This is a genomic window from Pseudomonas sp. RV120224-01b, from assembly GCF_003208145.1.
In the GTDB taxonomy this organism is placed as follows: Bacteria; Pseudomonadota; Gammaproteobacteria; order Pseudomonadales; family Pseudomonadaceae; genus Aquipseudomonas; species Aquipseudomonas monteilii.
On the sequence record NZ_QKMQ01000002.1, the window covers coordinates 247,432 to 267,676 of the forward strand.

Here is a 20,245-nt window from a genome sequence, read left to right on the forward strand (position 1 = left end):
CACGGACACAGGATAGCGGGCAGCCGACAATGCCCGATCTTTTTCGTGCCCTGGAGCCACCATGCAGCAACGAACCCGCCCTCGCCCGATCAATTTCTGGCTGTATCTGGGCGTCCCCTTGGCGACCGCGCTGGCCTTGATTCTGCTGGAGCTGACGTCAGTCGACATGGACGTGGCCAACCTGTTTTTCGACCCCGCTGCCGGGCAGTTCATCGGCCGCCACAGCTATTGGCTGGAGAACATCCTGCACGACCGGGTCAAGCAGGTGGTGATCTTGCTGGGGGTGATCTCGCTGCTCACCTTTGCTGCCAGTTTCTTCTGGAAGCGCCTGTTCGGCTGGCGCCGCGAGCTGGGCTGCCTGGTGCTGGCACTGGGCCTGTCCACGGCGTTTGTCACGCCGTTGAAGAAGGTGACCCAGGTACAGTGCCCGTGGAGCCTGACCCAGTTTGGCGGCACGGAAACCTACAGCAAGTTGCTGGAACCGCGGCCTGCTACCGACAAGCCTGGCCTGTGCTGGCCGGGTGGGCATGCGGCAACCGGGTTCTGCCTGTTCGGCCTGTTCTTCATGCTGCGTGATCGCAAACCACGGCTGGCGCGGGCAGCATTTGTGGTGGCTTTGCTGGCCGGTTCGGTACTCGGCGTAGGGAGGATGATGCAGGGGGCGCACTTCCTGTCGCATAACGTGTGGACGGCGGTGTTCTGCTGGTTGATCGGGTTGGGGTCGTATTACCTGGTTCTGTATCGGCGTGGAGTGGTGGAAGCGCCAGCTGTCGAACGTAGCGTCGCCTGACACTGGGGCCGCTTTGCGGCCCATCGCCGGCAAGCCAGCTCCCACAGGTAACGCGCCGGCTTCAAGGTTGATGCAGTCCTGTGGGAGCTGGCTTGCCGGCGATGGGCTGCGCAGCAGCCCCAATGGCCCCAACAGGAAAAAGAAAAGCCCCGGTTCTCACGAACCGGGGCTTTTTGATGGTGCAGGGGGTAAGGCTGGCTTACATCATGCCGCCCATGCCACCCATGCCGCCCATGTCAGGCATGCCAGCAGCTGGCTTGTCTTCTGGCAGGTCAGCAACCATGGCTTCGGTGGTGATCATCAGACCGCCGATCGAAGCAGCAGCTTGCAGGGCCGAACGGGTGACCTTGGCTGGGTCCAGGATGCCCATCTCGATCATGTCGCCGTATTCGCCGGTAGCGGCGTTGTAGCCGAAGTTGCCCGAACCTTGCTTGACCTTGTCAGCAACAACGCTTGGCTCGTCGCCGGCGTTGGCAGTGATCTGGCGCAGCGGGGCTTCAACAGCGCGACGCAGCAGGGCGATACCGACGTTCTGGTCTTCGTTGTCGCCTTTCAGGTCGGCAATGGCAGCCAGGGCGCGAACCAGGGCAACACCACCGCCAGGCACCACGCCTTCTTCAACGGCTGCACGGGTAGCGTGCAGGGCGTCTTCAACGCGGGCTTTCTTCTCTTTCATTTCAACTTCGGTGCCAGCACCGACCTTGATCACGGCAACACCGCCAGCCAGCTTGGCCAGACGCTCTTGCAGCTTCTCACGGTCGTAGTCCGACGAGGTTTCTTCGATCTGAGCACGGATCTGCTTGACGCGTGCTTCGATCTCGGTGTCGGCGCCAGCGCCGTCGATGATGGTGGTGTTTTCCTTGGACAGGATCACGCGCTTGGCGTTACCCAGGTGCTCCAGGGTAGCGGTTTCCAGGGACAGGCCGATTTCTTCGGAGATGACCTGGCCGCCAGTCAGGACAGCGATGTCCTGCAGCATGGCCTTGCGACGGTCGCCAAAGCCTGGGGCCTTGACCGCAGCAACCTTGACGATGCCGCGCATGTTGTTGACTACCAGGGTAGCCAGCGCTTCGCCTTCAACGTCTTCGGCAACGATCAGCAGTGGGCGGCCGGCCTTGGCAACGGCTTCCAGAACTGGCAGCAGCTCACGGATGTTGGAGATCTTCTTGTCGACCAGCAGCAGCAGCGGGCCTTCCAGCTCGGCAACCATGGTGTCCGGCTTGTTGACGAAGTATGGCGACAGGTAGCCACGGTCGAACTGCATGCCTTCTACGACGGACAGTTCGTTTTCCAGGCCGGAGCCTTCTTCAACGGTGATCACGCCTTCTTTACCGACTTTTTCCATGGCTTCGGCGATGATTTCACCGATGGAGTTGTCGGAGTTGGCGGAGATGGTACCCACCTGGGCGATGGCCTTGGAGTCGGCGCATGGCTTGGACAGGTTCTTCAGCTCGGCAACAACGGCAGCAGTGGCCTTGTCGATACCGCGCTTCAGGTCCATCGGGTTCATGCCGGCAGCGACGGCTTTCAGGCCTTCGTTGACGATGGCCTGAGCCAGAACGGTAGCGGTGGTGGTGCCGTCACCGGCAGCATCGTTGGCCTTGGAAGCAACTTCCTTGACCAGCTGGGCGCCCATGTTTTCGAAGGCGTCTTTCAGCTCGATTTCTTTGGCGACGGAAACGCCGTCCTTGGTGATGGTTGGCGCGCCGAAGCTCTTGGCCAATACCACGTTGCGGCCTTTCGGGCCCAGGGTCGCTTTTACCGCGTCAGCCAGAACGTTGACACCAACCAGCATTTTCTTACGAGCGGAATCGCCGAATTTTACGTCTTTAGCAGCCATGATCGTTTAATCCTTGGAATTCTTTGGAGTAACGGGAAGTCGGGGAAATCAGCCTTCGATAACGGCGAGGATTTCGTTCTCGGCCATGACCAGCAGGTCTTCGCCATCGACTTTCACGGTGTTGCTGCCCGAGTAAGGGCCGAAAACCACTTTGTCACCCACTTTCACGGCCAGCGCACGAACTTCGCCGTTGTCCAGGATGCGACCGGTGCCGACGGCAACGACTTCGCCGCGGTTTGGTTTTTCAGCGGCCGAACCCGGCAGGACGATACCGCCAGCGGTTTTCGATTCTTCTTCGCTGCGACGGATAACGACGCGGTCATGCAGAGGACGAAGCTTCATTGTCGATCTCTCCCAAATTGTGGTTTTCATCGGCCGGTGTCGACACCGGCGGGTTGATGCTGTCCGGCGTTGCCGGGGGGTGGCCCGCATTGGGCGAACCACCTGAGTCATGTCTGGCGTTGCCACCAGAAACCTTGCGGTGACCACATACATGAGGCCGCCATATTCAATTACAAGGCTTGATATACAAAATTTTTCTTAAGGCTGAAAAACACCGGGGCCGCGTGTGCGGCCCCGGGGGTATTACTTGTCGCGGCGCTCGTACTCGCCTTCGATCACGTTCGGCCGGTGGCCACCGTCACGCGGCTGCGCCTGGAACGGGTCGTCCTGAAACGCACGCTGGCGCATGGCCTGGGCCTCGGCACGCTCGCGCATCTTGCGCGCAGCCAGATGGCGGGTGAACGGCAGCAGGCACAGCAGGCCCAGCACGTCGCTGATGAAACCCGGCAGCAGCAGCAGGCCACCACCAACGGCCAGCATCATGCCCTGGAACATGTCCTCGGCAGGCAGCTCGCCGCGTTGCAGGCTTTCACGGGCGCGCAGTGCGGTGGCCAGGCCGGCCACGCGCATCACCAGCACACCCAGGGCGGAGCCGGCGATGATCAGCAGCAGCGCCGGGAAGAACCCGATGGCCGCGCTGACCTTCACGAAGACGAACAGCTCCAGCACGGGAAACAGTAGAAGCAACAGTAGAAAAGCACGCATCAAAGCATTCCTCGTCGGAAGAGAACCTTCCTGTAGGACCTACAGATGGATGCGGGTGCTCGCTTTTTCAACCCTCTGCCTGCTCCACAGCCGGCCACTGGTCGGCGCGCGCCAGCAGCACCAAGGCTTCGCGGACTTGTGTCGGCGTGTTGCAAGTACTTGGGAACGGCAACCAGTGCACCGCCTGGCCGATGCGCAAGTGCATGCCTTCGCTGTCTACCCCCACCATCTGCGCCGGGGTATGGCGTGGCAGGTCGGTCAGCTCCACGTAGTGGGCGATGGCATTGGCGTGGTCACTGTTCATGTGCTCGACCATGCTCGCCTCGGCCTTGCCGGCGAACGGGTTGCCCAAGGTTACCTGGTCGAGCCAGTGGATCGCGCCGAAGCCGCCAATGTAGCGATGGCGCACCGGCTGCAGGACCCAGAAGTCGAAATCGTGAGCCTTGTGATAGTTGGCAGCGTCCGGGAAATAGCGGTAGTAGCGTGCGGCAGCCGCCTCGACAGCCGCTTCGTCGACCAGCTTGTGCGCCTCGGCCATCACGGTCAGGCGCCCCACGGCCTGCACATCTTCGGCCTCGCGCTCACCTACCAGCAGCGAACACTTGGGGTCTTTCTGCAGGTTGTGGGTGTGTTGGGCGATGCGGCTGATGAGGATCAGCGGGTTGCCGTGGGCATCGAGGCAATATGGCACGACCGAGCCGAAGGGATAGCCGGGCATCGACTTGGAATGGGTCGAGAGTACGCCGCGGTATTCCTTGAGCAGCAGTTCCCGGGCGGGGCGGAGGGCGTTGGTACTCACTTGGGGATGGCTCCTGGCGGCAGACTGGATGAGTGACAAGATAAGCATTATCACTGCCAGTGCCAATGGGGCTGCTGCGCAGCCCTCTCGCGACACAAGGCCGCTCCCACAAAGGCACGGTTTACGCCGCCCCATGTGGGAGCGGCCTTGCGTCGCGAAAGGGGCGCAAAGCGCCCCCAGAGAGTTACCAGGTGACGCCAAAGCCCGCTGTATAGCGAGTCTTGTCCAGGTCACTGTCGCGGGTGCCGGTGATGATGTCCTTCTCCGCCTTGAGGTTGAGCGAGGCCCATTCGGTAACTTTGTAGCGCAAGCCAACCTCGGCATCCAGCGAGTAATCGGCCACGCCCCCCAGCGGCTTGGCAAACTCGCCGTTGGTGAACAGTTGCACGTTCTTGCCGATCAGGTAGCGGGTGTAGTCCCACTTCACCGCCGCAGAGTAGAAGTTGTCCTTGGCGCCGTCCTGGTATTCGAAGTCGGTGCGGTTGATCAACGAACCCAGCGAGAATGCGCCCAGCTCGTCGTCCCAGAACTGGTAACCCGGGCCGGTACCGACCGTGCGCTGGCGGGCCAGGTCTTCGATACGGTCTCGCTTGTACTCCGCACGCCCCTGCCAGAACCACTTCTCGGTCATGAAACGGTCCAGGGCGTACTCGGCGCTCCAGTTGTCGGTGGTGGTGACGTCGTCCTTGGTCTCGCGGTTGTATTCGCCTTCGGCGTTGTGCCGCCAGCGGCCGTGGCGGGCGGTGGTCTTGAAGCCGACATCGTAATCGTCGGTGTCGTTCTCGGCGCGCTTGTAGTCCAGGGCCACGTCCACGTTGCCCTTCCACACGAAGTCTTCGACCAGCGGCCTGGGCTTCATGATCTGCTCGATGCTGGCCAGTTCCACGGTCTTGGGCGCTTCGCCGTTGGCCAAGGTGACTTTGCCAGGCTCGGCCGCTTTCAGCGACTTGGCCTTTTCCCCGGTGTAGGCGTCCTGCTTGACCAGCATCTCCTGGTCACTCTCCAGGGTCTGGACCTCTTTCCAGTCCAGCGCGATGGACCCGCCATAAGGGGTTTCCAGCAGCAGCTTGCCGCCGTCGAACACTTTGATCTTGCCGCTGAGCCGGTCACCGTTCTTCATCCACACGGTGTCGGCGAACACCGGGGCGGCGCACAAGGAAGCAGCTAGCAAGCACAACAGGGATCTAGAATACATAAGCGGACTACGGGTTCGATTTGACGAAAAAAGCCGGGCATTATCCAGATACCGACGACCAGAGCAAGGACAGACCAAGCGTATGCCGTTGAGTTCAACTCTCATTTGCCGGACCACCTGTCCGGTTTCATCTGCAGCCCAAGGGGGGCGTGATGTCTGATGGAGATGAGCCTGCGCTCGAATCCGCCGAGGGCCGACGAACGGCGCTATATTCAGTGCTGGGCCAAGTGCCTTCCGGCAAGGTGGTGAGCTATGGCCAACTGGCCGAGCTGGCGGGCCTTGGCCGTGCAGCGCGTTGGGTCGGGCGCACCCTCGGGCAGTTGCCTGCGGACACCCGCCTGCCCTGGCACCGGGTGCTCGGCGCAGGTGGCCGGCTGAGCCTGGCATTGGGTACCCCGTCGGGGGATGAACAACGGGCGCGATTACGCGCGGAAGGTGTGAATGTAACCAACAATCGTGTGGATATGACGCGCCATGGCTGGCGCCCAATGGAGCACAGCGGTTAGAGTGCGCGCTTTGTTTTCGCAAACTTGAGGCAGATGTTGGCCCATGCCCCGTAAAACCTGGCGCGCTGCGCTTGCTGCCTATGCCAGCCCATCAACCTTGGTACTTTTGCTGCTCGGCTTTGCCGCCGGCCTGCCCTACATGCTGGTGTTCTCCACCCTGTCCGTGTGGTTGCGCGAAGCCGGTGTTGCCCGCGAGACCATCGGCTACGCCAGCCTGATCGGCCTGGCCTACGCCTTCAAGTGGGTGTGGTCGCCGCTGCTCGACCAATGGCGCCTGCCCCTGTTGGGTGGCCTGGGTCGGCGTCGTTCGTGGCTGCTGTTGTCGCAAGCGCTGGTGGTCATCGGCCTGGTCGGCATGAGCCTGTGCGACCCGCAACAGCACCTGTCGTGGCTGATCGCCATGGCCGTGCTGGTGGCCTTCGCATCGGCTACCCAGGACATTGCTGTCGACGCCTACCGCCTGGAAATCGCTGACGATCAACGCCAGGCCGCGCTGGCTGCCAGTTACATGGCTGGCTACCGGGTGGCCGCCCTGCTCGCCACGGCCGGCGCCCTGTTCTTCGCCGAGTGGTTCGGCTCCACCGGTTTCAGCTACCTGCACAAGGCCTGGGCCGGCACCTATGTGATGTTCGGGGTCATGATGCTGCCCGCCCTGTTCACGACCCTGGTCATGCGCGAACCGCCGGTGCCCTTGCGCACCCAGCTGTCGGCAGCGCGCTACGGCCTGGTGCACCAGATGGCCTCGGTGTTCGTGCTGATCATCCTGCTGGTGTCGGTACCGGCCAGCTTTACCCAGATGTTCAATACCGGCTGGTCCAGCGTCATTTCCGGTGATGCCACGCCGCTTGACCTGCTGCTGGAAGACCGCGCGTTCCTGCGCCTGATCCTTTACGTACTGCTGACCTGGGCGTGCTTGTCGAGCCTTGGCCGTCGCGGCCTGGCCCCGGTGCTGACGCCAGTCAACGACTTCATCACCCGCTACCGCTGGCAGGCGCTGCTGCTGCTCGGCCTGATCGCCACCTATCGCATGTCGGACACTGTGATGGGTGTGATGGCCAACGTATTTTACATCGACATGGGCTTCACCAAGGACCAGATCGCCAGCGTCAGCAAGATCTTCGGCCTGATCATGACCCTGGTCGGCGCCGGGGTTGGCGGGCTGCTGATCGTGCGCTTCGGCATCATGCCGATCCTGTTCATCGGCGGCGTGGCTTCGGCGGGTACCAACATCCTGTTCCTGATGCTGGCCGACATGGGCCCGAACCTGGAAATGCTGGTGGTGACCATCTCACTGGACAACTTCAGCTCCGGCATGGCCACTTCGGCCTTCGTCGCCTACCTGTCGAGCCTGACCAACCTGAAGTTCTCGGCGACCCAGTACGCGCTGCTCAGTTCGATCATGCTGTTGTTGCCAAGGTTGATCGGCGGGTATTCGGGGGTGATGGTGGAGAAGTTCGGCTACCACGACTTCTTCCTGATTACCGCTTTGCTGGGTGTGCCGACGCTGATCCTGATCGCCCTGCAGTGGCGGCAGGAGGCTGGGCGGGGGACGCCGGTGACAGAGGAAGGATCAGCGGCCGAGCGGCCCTGATAGATTTGTAGCGCCTGATCTGGCCCTATCGCCGGCAAGCCAGCTCCCACAGGTACACCACAGTTTTCAGAACCTGTGATTTACCTGTGGGAGCTGGCTTGCCGGCGATAGGGCCAGAACAGGCAATAAAGATTACTGAGCGACAGCCCCTTCCCCAGGCCGCCCACCCACCACAAACCACAGCGGCCACAGCGCCAGTGCCCCCGCCACACCTGCCGCCAAGGCAAAGTGCAACAAGCTGGCCCCGGCGCCGATCATGGCCAGTAGTGCCCCGCCCAGCCCCAACAAGGCAATGGTGATCATCCCCAGCATGGCCGACACCAGGCCCTTGCTCTGCTCGCTGGAGAACAGCGTCATGCGGTACAGCACGGCGTTGGCTACACCCAGCCCCAGTGCGTACAGCGACATGCCCGCCACTACGCTGGTCACGCTCGGCCAGTACCAGGTCGCCAGCACCATCAGGCACAGGCCGGCCAGGTAGGGCCACAGTGCACCACGCACCAGGGCCGGCAGCGGGTAGCGGTCGGCGATGCGGTTGATGATCAGGTTGCCCAGGATCAGCCCGCCAAATACCGGCAGCTGCCACAAGGCGTATTCCATTGTGCTCAGCCCCTCATCGTGAATCAGCAACACCGGCGACAGGCCGATCCAGCCGATCAGTGGCAAACCAACCAGGCCCAGGGCAGCGCTGCCGGCAACGAAGCGGCGATTGCTCAGTAACTGGCCGTAGCCTGCCAGCAGTGGCAGCAGATGAATCGGTGTAAACGCCAGGCGTGAACCGTCACGGCGCTCCACGCCCAGCGTTTCCGGCATCAACCGGTACAACAGCACCCAGGCCAGCACCGCACCGATGGCAAAGGCCACGAACAGCCAGCGCCAATCCAGCCACTGCAGCAGCAAGGTACCCACCAGCGGCCCAAGCAACGGCGACAGCAAGGCGATGTTGGCCAGCAGGGCCATCATGCGCACCGCATCAGCCTCGCTGAACGCTTCGTTCAAGGCCGGGTAGCTGACCGTGACCACGAAGCCCAGGCCGATGCCCTGCAACAGGCGCAACAGGTTGAACAGGCCGATGTCGTGGACCCAGAACGTGGCCAGGCAGGCCAGGCCGAAGAACGCGCAGCCAGCCAGCAACAGCGGGCGCCGGCCATAACGGTCGGCCAGCGGGCCGATCAGCCATTGCAGCACCACGCCCCCCAGCAGGTACAGGTTGAGGGCATGGGGGATGTATTCGGGGCTGGCGTTCAGGTCGCCCACCACCACCGGCATGGCCGGCATGACCGCGTCGCTGGCCAGGTAGGTCAGCAGCTCGAACAGGGCCAGGGTGAGGCCGAACAACAAGGCGCGCAGGGGGGTGATGTAGAGCAGTGGTTTCATGATGGCGTATCGGGTGTGGCAGGAGGGGTCAGGCTATATGCCAGAAATGGCGGGATATTGCTGTGAACAAGTGTAAAAACCGGGGCCTTGCGCCCCGGTTTCAATGCGGTGTTACTGCGTCGCAGTCTCCTGCACCACGCGAATCACCCGCTGCGGAAACGGAATATCGATCCCTTCAGCCTTCAGCCGGTCACGCGCATGCTCGTTGAGCATGAACATTACATCCCAGTAATCGGCGGTCTTGACCCACAGGCGCAACGACACGGTGATCGAGCTGTCACCCAGGGTCGAAATCACCGCCTGCGGTGCCGGGTCGGGCAACACGCGCGGGTCCTGCGCCAGCTCCAGCAATACGTTGCGGGCCTTTTGCAGGTCGGCCTCGTAGTCCACGCCCACATCGAACACCACCTTGCGCGTCGGCTGGCGGTTGGTGTTGGTGATGATGCCGTTGGACAGGCTGCCGTTGGGCATGATCACTGTCTTGTTGTCACCGGTACGCAGCACGGTGTGGAAGATCTGGATGCTGTCGACCGTTCCCGCCACACCCTGCGCCTCGATCCAGTCACCGATGCGGAACGGGCGGAACATCAGGATCAACACCCCACCCGCGAAGTTTGCCAGGCTACCCTGCAGCGCCAGGCCGATCGCCAGGCCTGCGGCACCGATAGCCGCGACGAACGAGGTGGTCTCGATGCCGATCATCGACGCCACGCTGACGAACAGCAGCACCTTCAGCACAATGTTCGACAAAGTGCTGATAAACCCTTGCAGGGCCGCATCGGCGCGCAACCCGGCCAGCTTGCCCAGGCGCGTGCTGACCCGGTTGATCAGCCACCAGCCAATGGCCAGTGTCAGCAGCGCCAACAGCAGGCGGCTGCCGTATTGCATGATCAACGGGATCCACGTCTGGGACTGGCGGACGAGCTGATCGACTTCAGCGTTCAAATCCATATTCATCTCCTGATGCCTGAAGGCATGTACACGGTAAAACCGGCCGCAACCCGCAACGCGGCCATGGAACCGATGGACATCATTTGGCCATCGGGGTTCCGGGCATTACCTGCATCAGTCGCGGAAGTTGTTGAACTGCAGCGGCATGTCGAATTCCTTGGTGCGCAGCAGGGCGATGGCTTCCTGCAGGTCGTCACGCTTCTTGCCGGTCACGCGCACTTGCTCGCCCTGGATGGCGGCCTGCACTTTCAGCTTGCCATCCTTGATGGTGGCGACGATCTTCTTGGCCAGGTCCTTGTCGATGCCTTCGCGGAACTTGGCTTCCTGTTTCTTTTCCTTGCCGGAGGCGTACGGGTCTTTGGTTTCCAGGCATTTCACGTCGATCTTGCGCTTGACCAGTGCCAGGCGCAGGATTTCCAGCATGGCTTCGAGCTGGAACTCTTCCTCGGCGGTGAGCATCACGGTCTGCTCTTTGTCCTTGAACTCGAAGGTGCCCTTGCCCTTGAGGTCGTAGCGGCGGTCCAGGTCCTTGATGGCGTTGTCGACCGCGTTTTGCACTTCGTGCTTGTCCAGTTCCGATACCACGTCGAACGAAGGCATGGTTGTTCTCCCAAAATAAAAGCGCGCTCAGGCTGAAGATGGAGCGCGCTGGGTTTGACGGTTAAAATGCGGGCTCATTATAACGGGTTGCGAAACGCATATGAGCAGCACCTGGCATATTCTCGGCGCCGGCAGCCTGGGCAGCCTGTGGGCCTGCCGCCTGGCACGCGCAGGCAAAGCTGTGCGCCTGATCCTGCGGGACGGTCAACGGCTGCAGGCCTACCAGCAAGCCGGCGGCCTGACCTTGGTCGAACAGGACCAGCCCCACCACTACGCCATTCCTGCCGAAACCGCGCAGGCGCAAGGCCCCATCCACCGCCTGCTGGTGGCCTGCAAGGCCTACGATGCCGCCCCGGCCATTGCCGGTGTGGCACACCGGCTGGCCGAGGGTGCCGACGTGGTGTTGCTGCAGAACGGCCTGGGCAGCCAGGACGATGTGGCCGACCTGGTGCCCCATGCACGCTGCATCTTCGCGTCCAGCACCGAAGGGGCGTTCCGCGAAGGTGACTGGCAGGTGCGCTTTGCCGGCCACGGTTTCAACTGGCTGGGTGACCCGCGCAACCCGACCATCCCCGCCTGGTTCGATGACCTGCATGACGCAGGCATCCCCGCTGAATGGACCGTGGACATCCTCACCCGCCTGTGGCGCAAACTGGCGCTCAACTGCGCCATCAACCCGCTGACCGTGCTGCACGACTGCCAGAACGGCGGGCTGCTGGGGCACCTGGGCGAAGTTGACGCGCTGTGCACCGAACTGGCCGAATTGCTGCGCCGCTGCGGCCAACCGCAAGCAGCAGTCGAGCTGGACGAAGAAGTGCAACGGGTGATCCTCGCCACCGCAGCCAACTACTCTTCCATGTACCAGGACGTGCGTGCAGGCCGACGCACCGAGGTGCATTACCTGCTCGGCCATGCCTGCCGCGCAGCCGGGCGCCATGGCCTGCAATTGCCGCAGCTTGAACACTTGCTGCAGTGCCTGGTCGATAACTTGCGCACACGTGGCTTGCCCTGCGACTGATGCGGCCCTTCAACCGGATACGGACATTGCCTAGCCCATGACCTTGCGCCAACGCCTGGAAAACCTCCCGGTCGGGCAGAAGCTGCTGGCGGCCCTGCTGGTATTGCTGGTGACCATCCTGCTGGTGGCCAACCTCACCTTCATCAGTGCCGCCTACTGGATCACCCAGGAGAGCATGGCCCCGCAGGCGCTGCAGACTATCGGGCGGCTGGTGGCCAACCCGCAGCTTGCGGCCCGCGCGGGTGACACCGCAGAAACCGCCAACGCCCTGCTCAAGGAGCTGGACAGCTACACGCCATTGCGTGCGGCCGCCGTCTACGGTGGCGATGGCCGCATGCTGGCGCAACTGCAGCATGGCGATCCGCTAACCCTGCCCAAGCGCTTTCGCAACATCGACGGCTGGCGCCTGATGGAGTTTCGCAGCACCCAGCTGATCCGCATCCCGCGCGACGCCAACCCGCCGGCGCACCTGCTGCTGGTGGCCAGCAGCGAGCTGCCCACCGCCTTCTACACCGGCACCCTCAGCGCCAGCCTGGGCATTCTGGTGTTCAGTATCCTGCTGTGGATCGTCATCGCCCGGCAGATCAAGCGCCTGATTACCCAGCCGATCAACCAGCTTGAAGAGCTCAGCCGCCAGGTCACCCGCGAAGAAAGCTACGCCCTGCGCGCCCGGCGCGGCAACGACGATGAAATCGGCAGCCTGGCCGATGCCTTCAACACCATGCTGTCACGCATCGAAGCCCGCGAGCAGCAGCTCAAGCGCGCCCGCGACGAGTTCCAGGATGCCTATGACCAGGCCCAGGGCCTTGCCGAGGAAACCCGCCACACCAACCGCAAGCTGGAGCTGGAAGTACAGGTACGCAGCAAGATCGAGAAAAAGCTCACGGGTTTCCAGAACTACCTCAACAGCATCATTGACTCGATGCCCTCGGCGCTGATCGCCCTCGACGAACAGCTTTACGTGACCCAGTGGAACCACGAAGCCACGGTACTCTCCGGCACACCACTGGACGAAGCCCTGAACCAACCGGTATTCATCGCCTTCGAGCCGCTCAAGCCATTCCTTCCGCAACTGAAGGAAACGGTCGAGAAGCACCGGGTGGCGAAGATCGAGCGGGTCACCTGGCCCAAGGGCGACGACCTTCGCCACTACGCCCTGACCTTCTACCCGCTGACCGGCGGCGGCGGGCGCGGCGTGGTCATCCGCATCGACGACATCACCCAGCGGCTGTCGTTGGAAGAGATGATGGTGCAGTCGGAGAAAATGCTTTCAGTCGGTGGCCTGGCTGCCGGCATGGCCCACGAGATCAACAACCCGCTGGGTGCCATTCTGCACAACGTGCAGAACATCCGCCGGCGCCTGTCACCAGAGCTGCCGCGCAACCAGGAACAGGCCGAAGAGCTGGGTATCGACCTGCCAACGGTCAACCGTTACCTGGCCAGCCGTGAAGTGCCGCAATTGCTGGACGGTATCCAGCAGGCCGGCGCGCGGGCCGCCAAGATCGTCACGCACATGCTCAGTTTCAGTCGCCGCAGCAACCGCCAGCTGGTGCCGTGCGACCTGCCGGCCCTGATCGACCAGGCGGTGGAAATTGCCAGCAACGACTTCGACCTCACCATCGGTTTCGACTTCAAGGGCCAGGCCATCGTGCGCCAGTTCGACCCCACACTGGGCCCGGTGCCCTGCACGGCCAACGAACTGGAGCAGGTACTGCTCAACCTGCTGAAAAACGCCGCCCAGGCCATCCACCTGCGCCCTCAGCCGAGTGAACCCGGGCGTATAACCCTGCGCACGCGGCTGAATCCGCCTTGGGCGGAAATTCAAGTCGAGGACAACGGCGTCGGCATGCCCGAGGCGGTGCGCAAGCGCACCTTCGAGCCGTTTTTCACCACCAAGGAAATTGGCCAGGGCACCGGGTTGGGCCTGTCGGTCTCGTACTTCATCATCACCAATAACCATAAGGGGCAGATGGAAGTGCAGTCCACGCCCGGCCAGGGCACCTGCTTTACCCTGCGCCTGCCCCTCGGCCAGCCGGCGGCGCCGGCCAATACGGAGAAGTGACATGGGCTACCGCCTGTCGAAGATCTACACCCGCACCGGCGACAAGGGCGAAACCGGCCTGGGCGACGGTCGCCGGGTACCCAAGGACCACCCGCGGATCGAGGCGATTGGCGAGGTGGACAGCCTGAACAGCCAGTTGGGCGTGCTGCTGGCGGGGTTGGCCGAGCAAGGGCTGGATGAGGTGAGCGCCGTGCTGGCGCCGTGTCAGCACCGCTTGTTCGACCTGGGGGGCGAGTTGGCAATGCCGAGTTACCAGGCGCTGAACCTGGCGGAGGTCGAGCGGCTGGAGGCGGCTATCGATGTGTGGAATGAAGAGCTGGGGCCGTTGAAGAACTTCATACTGCCCAGTGGTTCGGCGCTGGTGGCACAGGCGCATGTGTGCCGATGCTTGGCGCGTAGTGCTGAACGGCGCTGTCAGCAGTTGAATGCAGTTGAGGCGTTGGAGGGGGTTGGGTTGGCGTATATCAACCGGCTATCTGATCTGCTGTTTGTGGCGGCGCGGATCATTGGCCGGCGGCAGGGGGTGGCTGAGGTTCTGTGGCATCCTGCTGAGAAACCAAAAGGCTGATATTGCTGGGGCTGCTTTGCAGCCCATCGCCGGCAAGCCAGCTCCCACAGGTGTTCCACAGGGCTTGAGACCCATGGGGTCGAGGTGGGAGCTGGCTTGCCGGCGATGGGCCGCAGAGCGGCCCCAATTACTCAGATTTCAGGCCAGAACGCCCGGATCCCGGCCACACCTTGTGCCCCGGCTTCCCAAGCCTGCTCGCGCTCACCCGGCCCTACCCCACCCAGCAGGTAGACCGGTTTGTTGAACCCGGCAATCAACCGCTGCGCCTCATCCCAGCCCAATGGCACCGCCTCGGGATGAGTCTGGGTCGCCTGCACGGGCGACAAGGTGACAAAGTCCACGCCCATCTGCTCCGCCAGCGCCAGCTCCTCAGCGCTGTGGCACGACGCTGCCAGCCAACGTTCCTTGGGGAATGGCCGGCCCTTGGCCGCGTACTTGCGCAACTGCGCCGCCGTCAGGTGCCACCCCGCCGAGGGGAAGTCACCCAGCCACTCCAGCGGCCCCTTGAGCATCAGCTGTGCCTTACCCGCACACAGCCCGACCGCATCCACCGCCACATCGCGGTACTTGGGGTCGTACATGTCCGGGGCACGCAGCTGGATCAGCCGAATACCGCTGGCCACCGCCTTCTGGATGCCCTTGAGCATCTGCGGCACTTCCAGGCCATCCGGGGTAATCAGGTATTGGTCCGGCAGGCGCGCAGCGGCAACGATCGGCTTGTTGGCCTCCGGGAATTCGTACTGCGGCAAGTCGCGCGGGGCCACCCATTCCAGCGGCTGCCCTTCGGCGCCATGGGGTTCGCCGGTGAACGCGTCGACCTCGCGCACGTCCAGCAGCACCTGCTTGTCCGGGTAATCATGGCTGACCTTGATCAGCGCACGCGAACGGGTCACCTCGATGCCCAGTTCTTCGCGCAGCTCACGGGCCAGCGCCGCTTCCACGCTTTCGCCCGCTTCTACCTTGCCGCCGGGAAACTCCCACAGGCCGCCCTGGTGCTGGGTATCCGCCCGGCGTGCGATCAGAATACGGCCGTCATTGCCGCGAATCACGGCAGCTACTACATGAATCCGTTTCACCCTTCACGCTCCGCCAGGCCAGCCTGTTGCCAAGCCTTGAAGGCTGGCCACTGATAAATGGTCTCGATGTAGGCGGCCGCCTCTGGCGGCACCGCCACGCGGTAGGTGCGCAGGCGCACGGCCACCGGGGCAAAGAAGGCATCGGCCAGGCTCGGCTTGCCGAACAGGAACGGGCCGTTGTCCTTGGCCACCACGCGGCATTCGGACCACAGCGCGACGATACGGTCGATGTCGACTTGCACGTCCAGTGGCACTTCGTCCAGGGCCCTGTCACGCGACAAGTCGAACGGCATGGCGCCGCGCAGGGCAAAGAAGCCGCTGTGCATCTGCGCGCAGGCAGAACGGGCCTGGGCACGGGCAGCGACATCGGCAGGCCACAGTTGCGCGTCAGGGTGCTGTTCGTTGAGGTATTCGCCAATCGCCAGGGAGTCGGCAATCACACCGTGCTCGGTCTTGAGCAGCGGTACCTTGCCAGTGGCGGAGAATGCGAGGATGCGCTGACGGGTGTCAGGCTGGTTGAGTTTGATCAGGGTTTCTTCGTAGGGCACGCCAGCCAGCTCGAGGGCCAGGGCGCCACGCAGCGACCAGGAGGAATACAGCTTGTCGCCGATGATCAGGTGATAGCTCATGGTTCGGCTCCATCAGGTTTGTATTGCAAAACCCGCAGGCTGCTACGCAGCCTTTCGCGGGCAAGCCCGCTCCTACAGGGACCGCACCGCCCCTACAGGCAGTGCAAAACCTGTGGGAGCGGGCTTGCCCGCGAAGAGGCCTTAGGATCAGTACATCAAGTACGGTACTCGGCGTTGATCTTCACGTATTCGTGGGACAGGTCGGTGGTCCAGATGGTTTCGCTGCACGCACCACGGCCCAGCTCGATACGAATAGTGATCTCTTCCTGGGCCATCACTGCCGAACCTTGCGCTTCTGTGTAGCTTGGGCTGCGGCCGCCTTGGCTGGCGATGCACACGCTGTCCAGGTACACGTCGATCAGGCTCACATCCAGCTCCGGCACGCCCGCACGGCCAACAGCCGCGAGGATACGGCCCCAGTTCGGGTCGGAGGCGAACAGTGCAGTCTTGATCAGCGGCGAGTGGGCCACGGCGTAGCCGACGTCCAGGCATTCCTGGTGGTTGCCACCGCCGTTGACCTGCACGGTCACGAACTTGGTAGCACCTTCGCCGTCACGAACGATGGCCTGGGCCACCTCCATGCACACTTCGAACACCGCCTTTTTCAGCGCTTCGAACAGCGCGCCGCTGGCTTCGGTGACTTCCGGCAGGTTGGCCTTGCCGGTGGCGATCAGCATGCAGCAGTCGTTGGTCGAGGTGTCGCCGTCGATGGTGATGCGGTTGAACGACTTGTTGGCGCCGTCCAGCATCAGGTCCTTGAGCACCGCCGGGGCAACCTTGGCGTCGGTGGCGATGTAACCGAGCATGGTGGCCATGTTCGGGCGGATCATGCCTGCACCCTTGCTGATACCGGTGACAGTCACGGTCACGCCATCGTGCTGGAACTGGCGGCTGGCACCCTTGGGCAGGGTGTCGGTGGTCATGATGCCGGTTGCGGCTTCTGCCCAGTGGTTTTCCGACAGGTTGTCGAGGGCGGCCTGCAGTGCACCTTCGATCTTCTCGACCGGCAGCGGCTCACCGATCACGCCGGTGGAGAACGGCAGTACCGACTCGGCCGGCACGCCAGCCAGCTCGGCCAGCTTGGCGCAGGTACGCTCGGCAGCCGCCAGGCCTGGCGCGCCGGTACCGGCGTTGGCATTACCGGTATTGGTCAGCAGGTAACGCACGGTGCCCTGTACACGCTGCTTGGACAGGATCACCGGCGCTGCGCAGAACGCGTTGAGGGTGAACACACCGGCCACGCTGGAGCCTTCGGCACAGCGCATCACCACCACGTCCTTGCGCCCAGGGCGCTTGATGCCGGCAGAAGCGATGCCGAGTTCAAAACCCGGAACCGGGTGCAGGGTGGGCAAAGGACCAAGACCAACAGCCATTAGAGCGCTCCTAGAAAACGGTGAATATGGAAAAAGGGGGCCGCAATGCGGCCCCCAGGGTTGTCACGATACAGCAATCAGGTCAGATCACTCGATCTGCCCGTGGCAATGCTTGAACTTCTTGCCCGAACCACACCAGCACGGCTCGTTGCGGCCCAGCTTCTGGTCGTTGCGCACCGGCGCCGAGGCTACTGCCACTTCGGCACCTTCTTCGCTCAGTTGCTCACTTTCCAGGCCCGGTGCAGCGGCATGCTGGAACTGCATGCGGCTGGCCAGTTCCTCGGCCTCGCGGCGCAGACGGGCTTCTTCCTCGGCCGGGTCTTCGCGGCGAACCTGAACGTGCGACAGCACGCGGATGGTGTCGCGCTTGATCGACTCGAGCAGCTCCTGGAACAGGGTGAACGACTCGCGCTTGTATTCCTGCTTCGGGTTCTTCTGCGCATAGCCGCGCAGGTGAATACCGTGACGCAGGTGGTCCATGGTCGACAGGTGGTCTTTCCACAGGTCGTCCAGCACGCGCAGCAGGATCTGCTTCTCGAAGGTACGCAGGGCGTCGATACCGGCCTGGTCTTCCTTCTCGGTGTAGGCCGTGGTGATTTCGTTCAGCAGCTTCTCGCGCAGGGTCTCTTCGTAGAGGTGATCGTCCTCGTCGAGCCACTGCTGGATCGGCAACTTCATGGCGAAATCGCTGGCCAGCGACGCTTCCAGGCCGGCCACATCCCACTGCTCGGGCAGCGACTGCGGCGGGATGTGCTGGCTGATGGTAGCGTCCAGCACTTCCTTGCGGAATTCGACGATGGTGTCGCCGATGTTTTCGGCGGCCAGCAGGCTGTTGCGCATGTGGTAGATCACCTTGCGCTGCTCGTTGGCCACGTCGTCGTATTCGAGCAATTGCTTACGGATGTCGAAGTTGCGGCCTTCGACCTTGCGCTGGGCCTTCTCGATGGCGTTGGTGACCATGCGGTGCTCGATGGCCTCGCCCGACTGCATGCCCAGTGCCTTCATGAAGTTCTTCACCCGGTCAGAGGCGAAGATACGCATCAGGCTGTCTTCCAGCGACAGGTAGAAGCGGCTGGAACCCGGGTCGCCCTGACGGCCGGAACGGCCCCGCAGCTGGTTGTCGATACGGCGCGATTCGTGGCGTTCGGAGGCGATCACATGCAAGCCACCGGCTTCGATCACCTGCTGGTGACGCTTCTGCCAGTCGGCCTTGATTTGCGCGATCTGCTCGGCGGTCGGGTTTTCCAGGGCGGCCACTTCGGCTTCCCAGTTACCACCCAACAGGATGTCGGTACCACGGCCGGCCATGTTGGTGGCGATGGTCAGCGCACCCGGGGCACCGGCTTGCGCGATGATCTCGGCTTCCTTCTCGTGGTACTTGGCGTTCAGTACCTTGTGGTCGATGCCTTCCTTCTTGAGCAGGTTCGACATGTGCTCGGACGTTTCGATGGTCGCGGTACCCACCAGGATCGGCCGGCCCTGCTTCATGCTTTCCTTGATGTCAGCGATGATCGCAGCGTATTTCTCGTCGGCGGTCAGGTACACCAGGTCGTTGAAGTCTTTACGCGCCAGTGGTTTGTTCGGCGGAATGACCATCACGTTGAGGGCGTAGATCGACTGGAACTCGAACGCTTCAGTGTCAGCGGTACCGGTCATGCCGGACAGCTTGGTGTACAGGCGGAAGTAGTTCTGGAACGTGGTCGAAGCCAGGGTCTGGCTCTCGGCCTGGATGTTCAGGTTCTCTTTGGCTTCGATGGCCTGGTGCAGGCCCTCGGACAGGCGACGACCCGGCATGGTACGACCGGTGTGTTCGTCGATCAGCAGTACCTGGCCGTCCTGGACGATGTACTCGACGTTGCGGTGGAACAGCTTGTGCGCGCGCAGGCCAGCGTAGACGTGGGTCAACAGGCCCAGGTTGTGCGCCGAGTACAGACTCTCGCCCTCGGCCAGCAGGCCGGCCTGGGTGAGCATTTCCTCGATGTACTGGTGACCGGCTTCGTTCAGTTCGACCTGACGGCTCTTCTCGTCGATGGTGAAGTGGCCTTCCTGGGTAACCTGGCCTTCCACTTCCTCGATGTGCTGGGTCAGGCGCGGGATCAGGCGGTTGATCTCGATGTACAGCTTGGAGCTGTCTTCGGCCTGGCCAGAAATGATCAGCGGGGTGCGCGCTTCGTCGATGAGGATGGAGTCGACTTCGTCGATCACGGCGAAGTTCAGTTCACGCTGGAACTTCTCGTCCTGGCTGAACGCCATGTTGTCGCGCAGGTAGTCGAAACCGAATTCGTTGTTGGTGCCGTAGGTGATGTCGGACGCATAGGCCGCGCGCTTTTCTTCCGGCGGCTGGAACGCCGAGACGATTCCGACCGACAGGCCGAGGAATTCGTACAGCGGGCGCATCCAGTTGGCGTCACGGCGGGCCAGGTAGTCGTTGACGGTGACCACATGCACACCCTTGCCGGACAGTGCGTTGAGATACACGGCCAGGGTACCGACCAAGGTCTTGCCTTCACCGGTGCGCATTTCTGCGATCATACCCTCGTGCAGGGTCATGCCGCCGATCAGCTGCACGTCGAAGTGGCGCATGCCCATCACGCGTTTGCCGGCCTCACGGGCCACGGCGAAGGCTTCAGGCAGCAATTGGTCCAGTGTCTCGCCTTTGGCCAAACGCTCCTTGAACTCTGCGGTCTTGCCCCGCAGCTGTTCGTCGGAGAGGGCCACCATCTTCTCTTCGAAGGCATTGACGATACTCACCGTCTTGAGCATGCGTTTCACTTCACGCTCGTTCTTGCTTCCAAAAAGTTTCTTTAACAAAGGCGCAAACAT

Annotated in this window: 18 protein-coding genes; 6 read left to right on the forward strand and 12 right to left on the reverse strand. The window is 62.7% G+C overall.

All coding sequences use genetic code 11. From position 1 onward, the window contains the following. Nucleotides 1–61 precede the first annotated feature (61 nt). On the forward strand, nucleotides 62–790 hold the full coding sequence (locus N436_RS04365; RefSeq protein ID WP_105945756.1) for a phosphatase PAP2 family protein: 729 nt from the start codon (nucleotides 62–64) through the stop codon (nucleotides 788–790). Between the two features lie 199 nt (nucleotides 791–989). Here N436_RS04365 and groL read toward each other — a convergent pair whose 3' ends face one another. From groL to N436_RS04390, 5 genes are all read right to left on the reverse strand, one after another. Continuing rightward, nucleotides 990–2,630 carry a chaperonin GroEL gene (groL, locus tag N436_RS04370; RefSeq protein WP_060498008.1) on the reverse strand — a complete coding sequence of 547 codons (1,641 nt, stop codon included), beginning with the start codon at nucleotides 2,628–2,630 and terminating at the stop codon, nucleotides 990–992. Nucleotides 2,631–2,678: 48 nt separating this feature from the next. Further along, nucleotides 2,679–2,972 (reverse strand): co-chaperone GroES, encoded by a 294-nt coding sequence (locus tag N436_RS04375; protein ID WP_003260750.1) that lies wholly within the window; start codon nucleotides 2,970–2,972, stop codon nucleotides 2,679–2,681. Between the two features lie 243 nt (nucleotides 2,973–3,215). Next, on the reverse strand, nucleotides 3,216–3,677 hold the full coding sequence (locus N436_RS04380; protein WP_060498009.1) for an FxsA family protein: 462 nt from the start codon (nucleotides 3,675–3,677) through the stop codon (nucleotides 3,216–3,218). Nucleotides 3,678–3,744: 67 nt separating this feature from the next. Next, complete coding sequence (locus tag N436_RS04385) at nucleotides 3,745–4,476, reverse strand: HugZ family protein (protein WP_110740489.1); 732 nt, start codon at nucleotides 4,474–4,476, stop codon at nucleotides 3,745–3,747. 184 nt (nucleotides 4,477–4,660) lie between these two features. Beyond that, nucleotides 4,661–5,671, reverse strand: coding sequence for a DUF481 domain-containing protein (locus N436_RS04390; RefSeq protein ID WP_016713582.1), 1,011 nt, complete (start codon nucleotides 5,669–5,671; stop codon nucleotides 4,661–4,663). Between the two features lie 152 nt (nucleotides 5,672–5,823). Between N436_RS04390 and N436_RS04395 the strand changes: the two genes are divergently transcribed. Further along, on the forward strand, nucleotides 5,824–6,177 hold the full coding sequence (locus N436_RS04395; protein ID WP_110740490.1) for an MGMT family protein: 354 nt from the start codon (nucleotides 5,824–5,826) through the stop codon (nucleotides 6,175–6,177). 43 nt (nucleotides 6,178–6,220) lie between these two features. After that, nucleotides 6,221–7,768: an AmpG family muropeptide MFS transporter gene (locus tag N436_RS04400; RefSeq protein WP_105945752.1), complete on the forward strand. Its 1,548-nt coding sequence runs from the start codon at nucleotides 6,221–6,223 to the stop codon at nucleotides 7,766–7,768. A 132-nt stretch (nucleotides 7,769–7,900) separates the two neighbouring features. Here N436_RS04400 and N436_RS04405 read toward each other — a convergent pair whose 3' ends face one another. The 3 genes from N436_RS04405 to N436_RS04415 all read right to left on the reverse strand — a co-directional run bounded on the left by N436_RS04405 (nucleotide 7,901) and on the right by N436_RS04415 (nucleotide 10,696). Further along, nucleotides 7,901–9,145: an MFS transporter gene (locus tag N436_RS04405; protein WP_110740491.1), complete on the reverse strand. Its 1,245-nt coding sequence runs from the start codon at nucleotides 9,143–9,145 to the stop codon at nucleotides 7,901–7,903. 111 nt (nucleotides 9,146–9,256) lie between these two features. Next, entirely contained in the window at nucleotides 9,257–10,096 is an 840-nt protein-coding gene (locus N436_RS04410) for a mechanosensitive ion channel family protein (protein WP_105945750.1), read from the reverse strand. A 114-nt stretch (nucleotides 10,097–10,210) separates the two neighbouring features. Next, nucleotides 10,211–10,696, reverse strand: coding sequence for a YajQ family cyclic di-GMP-binding protein (locus tag N436_RS04415; RefSeq protein ID WP_016713577.1), 486 nt, complete (start codon nucleotides 10,694–10,696; stop codon nucleotides 10,211–10,213). A 100-nt stretch (nucleotides 10,697–10,796) separates the two neighbouring features. On the opposite strand from N436_RS04415, the gene N436_RS04420 reads away from it, so the two are divergent. The 3 genes from N436_RS04420 to N436_RS04430 are packed head-to-tail and all read left to right on the forward strand — an operon-like array spanning nucleotide 10,797 to nucleotide 14,344. Then, nucleotides 10,797–11,714 (forward strand): putative 2-dehydropantoate 2-reductase, encoded by a 918-nt coding sequence (locus N436_RS04420; RefSeq protein WP_105945749.1) that lies wholly within the window; start codon nucleotides 10,797–10,799, stop codon nucleotides 11,712–11,714. A gap of 37 nt (nucleotides 11,715–11,751) precedes the next feature. Beyond that, a complete protein-coding gene (locus N436_RS04425) occupies nucleotides 11,752–13,776 on the forward strand; it encodes an ATP-binding protein (protein ID WP_105945748.1) in 2,025 nt (674 codons plus the stop codon). A gap of 1 nt (nucleotide 13,777) precedes the next feature. Then, complete coding sequence (locus N436_RS04430; protein WP_110740492.1) at nucleotides 13,778–14,344, forward strand: cob(I)yrinic acid a,c-diamide adenosyltransferase; 567 nt, start codon at nucleotides 13,778–13,780, stop codon at nucleotides 14,342–14,344. 131 nt (nucleotides 14,345–14,475) lie between these two features. On the opposite strand, the gene N436_RS04435 is transcribed toward N436_RS04430, so the two are convergent. The 4 genes from N436_RS04435 to secA form a co-directional block, all read right to left on the reverse strand. After that, nucleotides 14,476–15,420 (reverse strand): Nudix family hydrolase, encoded by a 945-nt coding sequence (locus N436_RS04435; protein WP_105945746.1) that lies wholly within the window; start codon nucleotides 15,418–15,420, stop codon nucleotides 14,476–14,478. Next, entirely contained in the window at nucleotides 15,417–16,049 is a 633-nt protein-coding gene (locus N436_RS04440) for a glutathione S-transferase family protein (protein ID WP_110740493.1), read from the reverse strand. Before N436_RS04440 ends, N436_RS04435 begins: the two co-directional genes overlap by 4 nt. 155 nt (nucleotides 16,050–16,204) lie before the next feature. Then, nucleotides 16,205–17,422, reverse strand: coding sequence for a bifunctional glutamate N-acetyltransferase/amino-acid acetyltransferase ArgJ (argJ, locus tag N436_RS04450; protein WP_019097337.1), 1,218 nt, complete (start codon nucleotides 17,420–17,422; stop codon nucleotides 16,205–16,207). Between the two features lie 87 nt (nucleotides 17,423–17,509). Beyond that, complete coding sequence (gene secA / locus N436_RS04455) at nucleotides 17,510–20,245, reverse strand: preprotein translocase subunit SecA (RefSeq protein WP_016713569.1); 2,736 nt, start codon at nucleotides 20,243–20,245, stop codon at nucleotides 17,510–17,512.

Excerpts from the sequence above, each read along its gene's own strand:
- N436_RS04430 (WP_110740492.1), top strand. The coding sequence starts at position 13,778 with ATGGGCTACCGCCTGTCGAAGATCTACACCCGCACCGGCGACAAGGGC.
- N436_RS04440 (WP_110740493.1), bottom strand. The coding sequence starts at position 16,049 with ATGAGCTATCACCTGATCATCGGCGACAAGCTGTATTCCTCCTGGTCG.
- N436_RS04410 (WP_105945750.1), bottom strand. The coding sequence starts at position 10,096 with ATGGATTTGAACGCTGAAGTCGATCAGCTCGTCCGCCAGTCCCAGACG.
- N436_RS04365 (WP_105945756.1), top strand. The coding sequence starts at position 62 with ATGCAGCAACGAACCCGCCCTCGCCCGATCAATTTCTGGCTGTATCTG.
- N436_RS04405 (WP_110740491.1), bottom strand. The coding sequence starts at position 9,145 with ATGAAACCACTGCTCTACATCACCCCCCTGCGCGCCTTGTTGTTCGGC.
- N436_RS04415 (WP_016713577.1), bottom strand. The coding sequence starts at position 10,696 with ATGCCTTCGTTCGACGTGGTATCGGAACTGGACAAGCACGAAGTGCAA.
- N436_RS04420 (WP_105945749.1), top strand. The coding sequence starts at position 10,797 with ATGAGCAGCACCTGGCATATTCTCGGCGCCGGCAGCCTGGGCAGCCTG.
- N436_RS04400 (WP_105945752.1), top strand. The coding sequence starts at position 6,221 with ATGCCCCGTAAAACCTGGCGCGCTGCGCTTGCTGCCTATGCCAGCCCA.
- N436_RS04380 (WP_060498009.1), bottom strand. The coding sequence starts at position 3,677 with ATGCGTGCTTTTCTACTGTTGCTTCTACTGTTTCCCGTGCTGGAGCTG.
- argJ (WP_019097337.1), bottom strand. The coding sequence starts at position 17,422 with ATGGCTGTTGGTCTTGGTCCTTTGCCCACCCTGCACCCGGTTCCGGGT.
- N436_RS04395 (WP_110740490.1), top strand. The coding sequence starts at position 5,824 with ATGTCTGATGGAGATGAGCCTGCGCTCGAATCCGCCGAGGGCCGACGA.
- N436_RS04375 (WP_003260750.1), bottom strand. The coding sequence starts at position 2,972 with ATGAAGCTTCGTCCTCTGCATGACCGCGTCGTTATCCGTCGCAGCGAA.
- secA (WP_016713569.1), bottom strand. The coding sequence starts at position 20,245 with ATGTTTGCGCCTTTGTTAAAGAAACTTTTTGGAAGCAAGAACGAGCGT.
- N436_RS04425 (WP_105945748.1), top strand. The coding sequence starts at position 11,752 with ATGACCTTGCGCCAACGCCTGGAAAACCTCCCGGTCGGGCAGAAGCTG.
- N436_RS04390 (WP_016713582.1), bottom strand. The coding sequence starts at position 5,671 with ATGTATTCTAGATCCCTGTTGTGCTTGCTAGCTGCTTCCTTGTGCGCC.
- groL (WP_060498008.1), bottom strand. The coding sequence starts at position 2,630 with ATGGCTGCTAAAGACGTAAAATTCGGCGATTCCGCTCGTAAGAAAATG.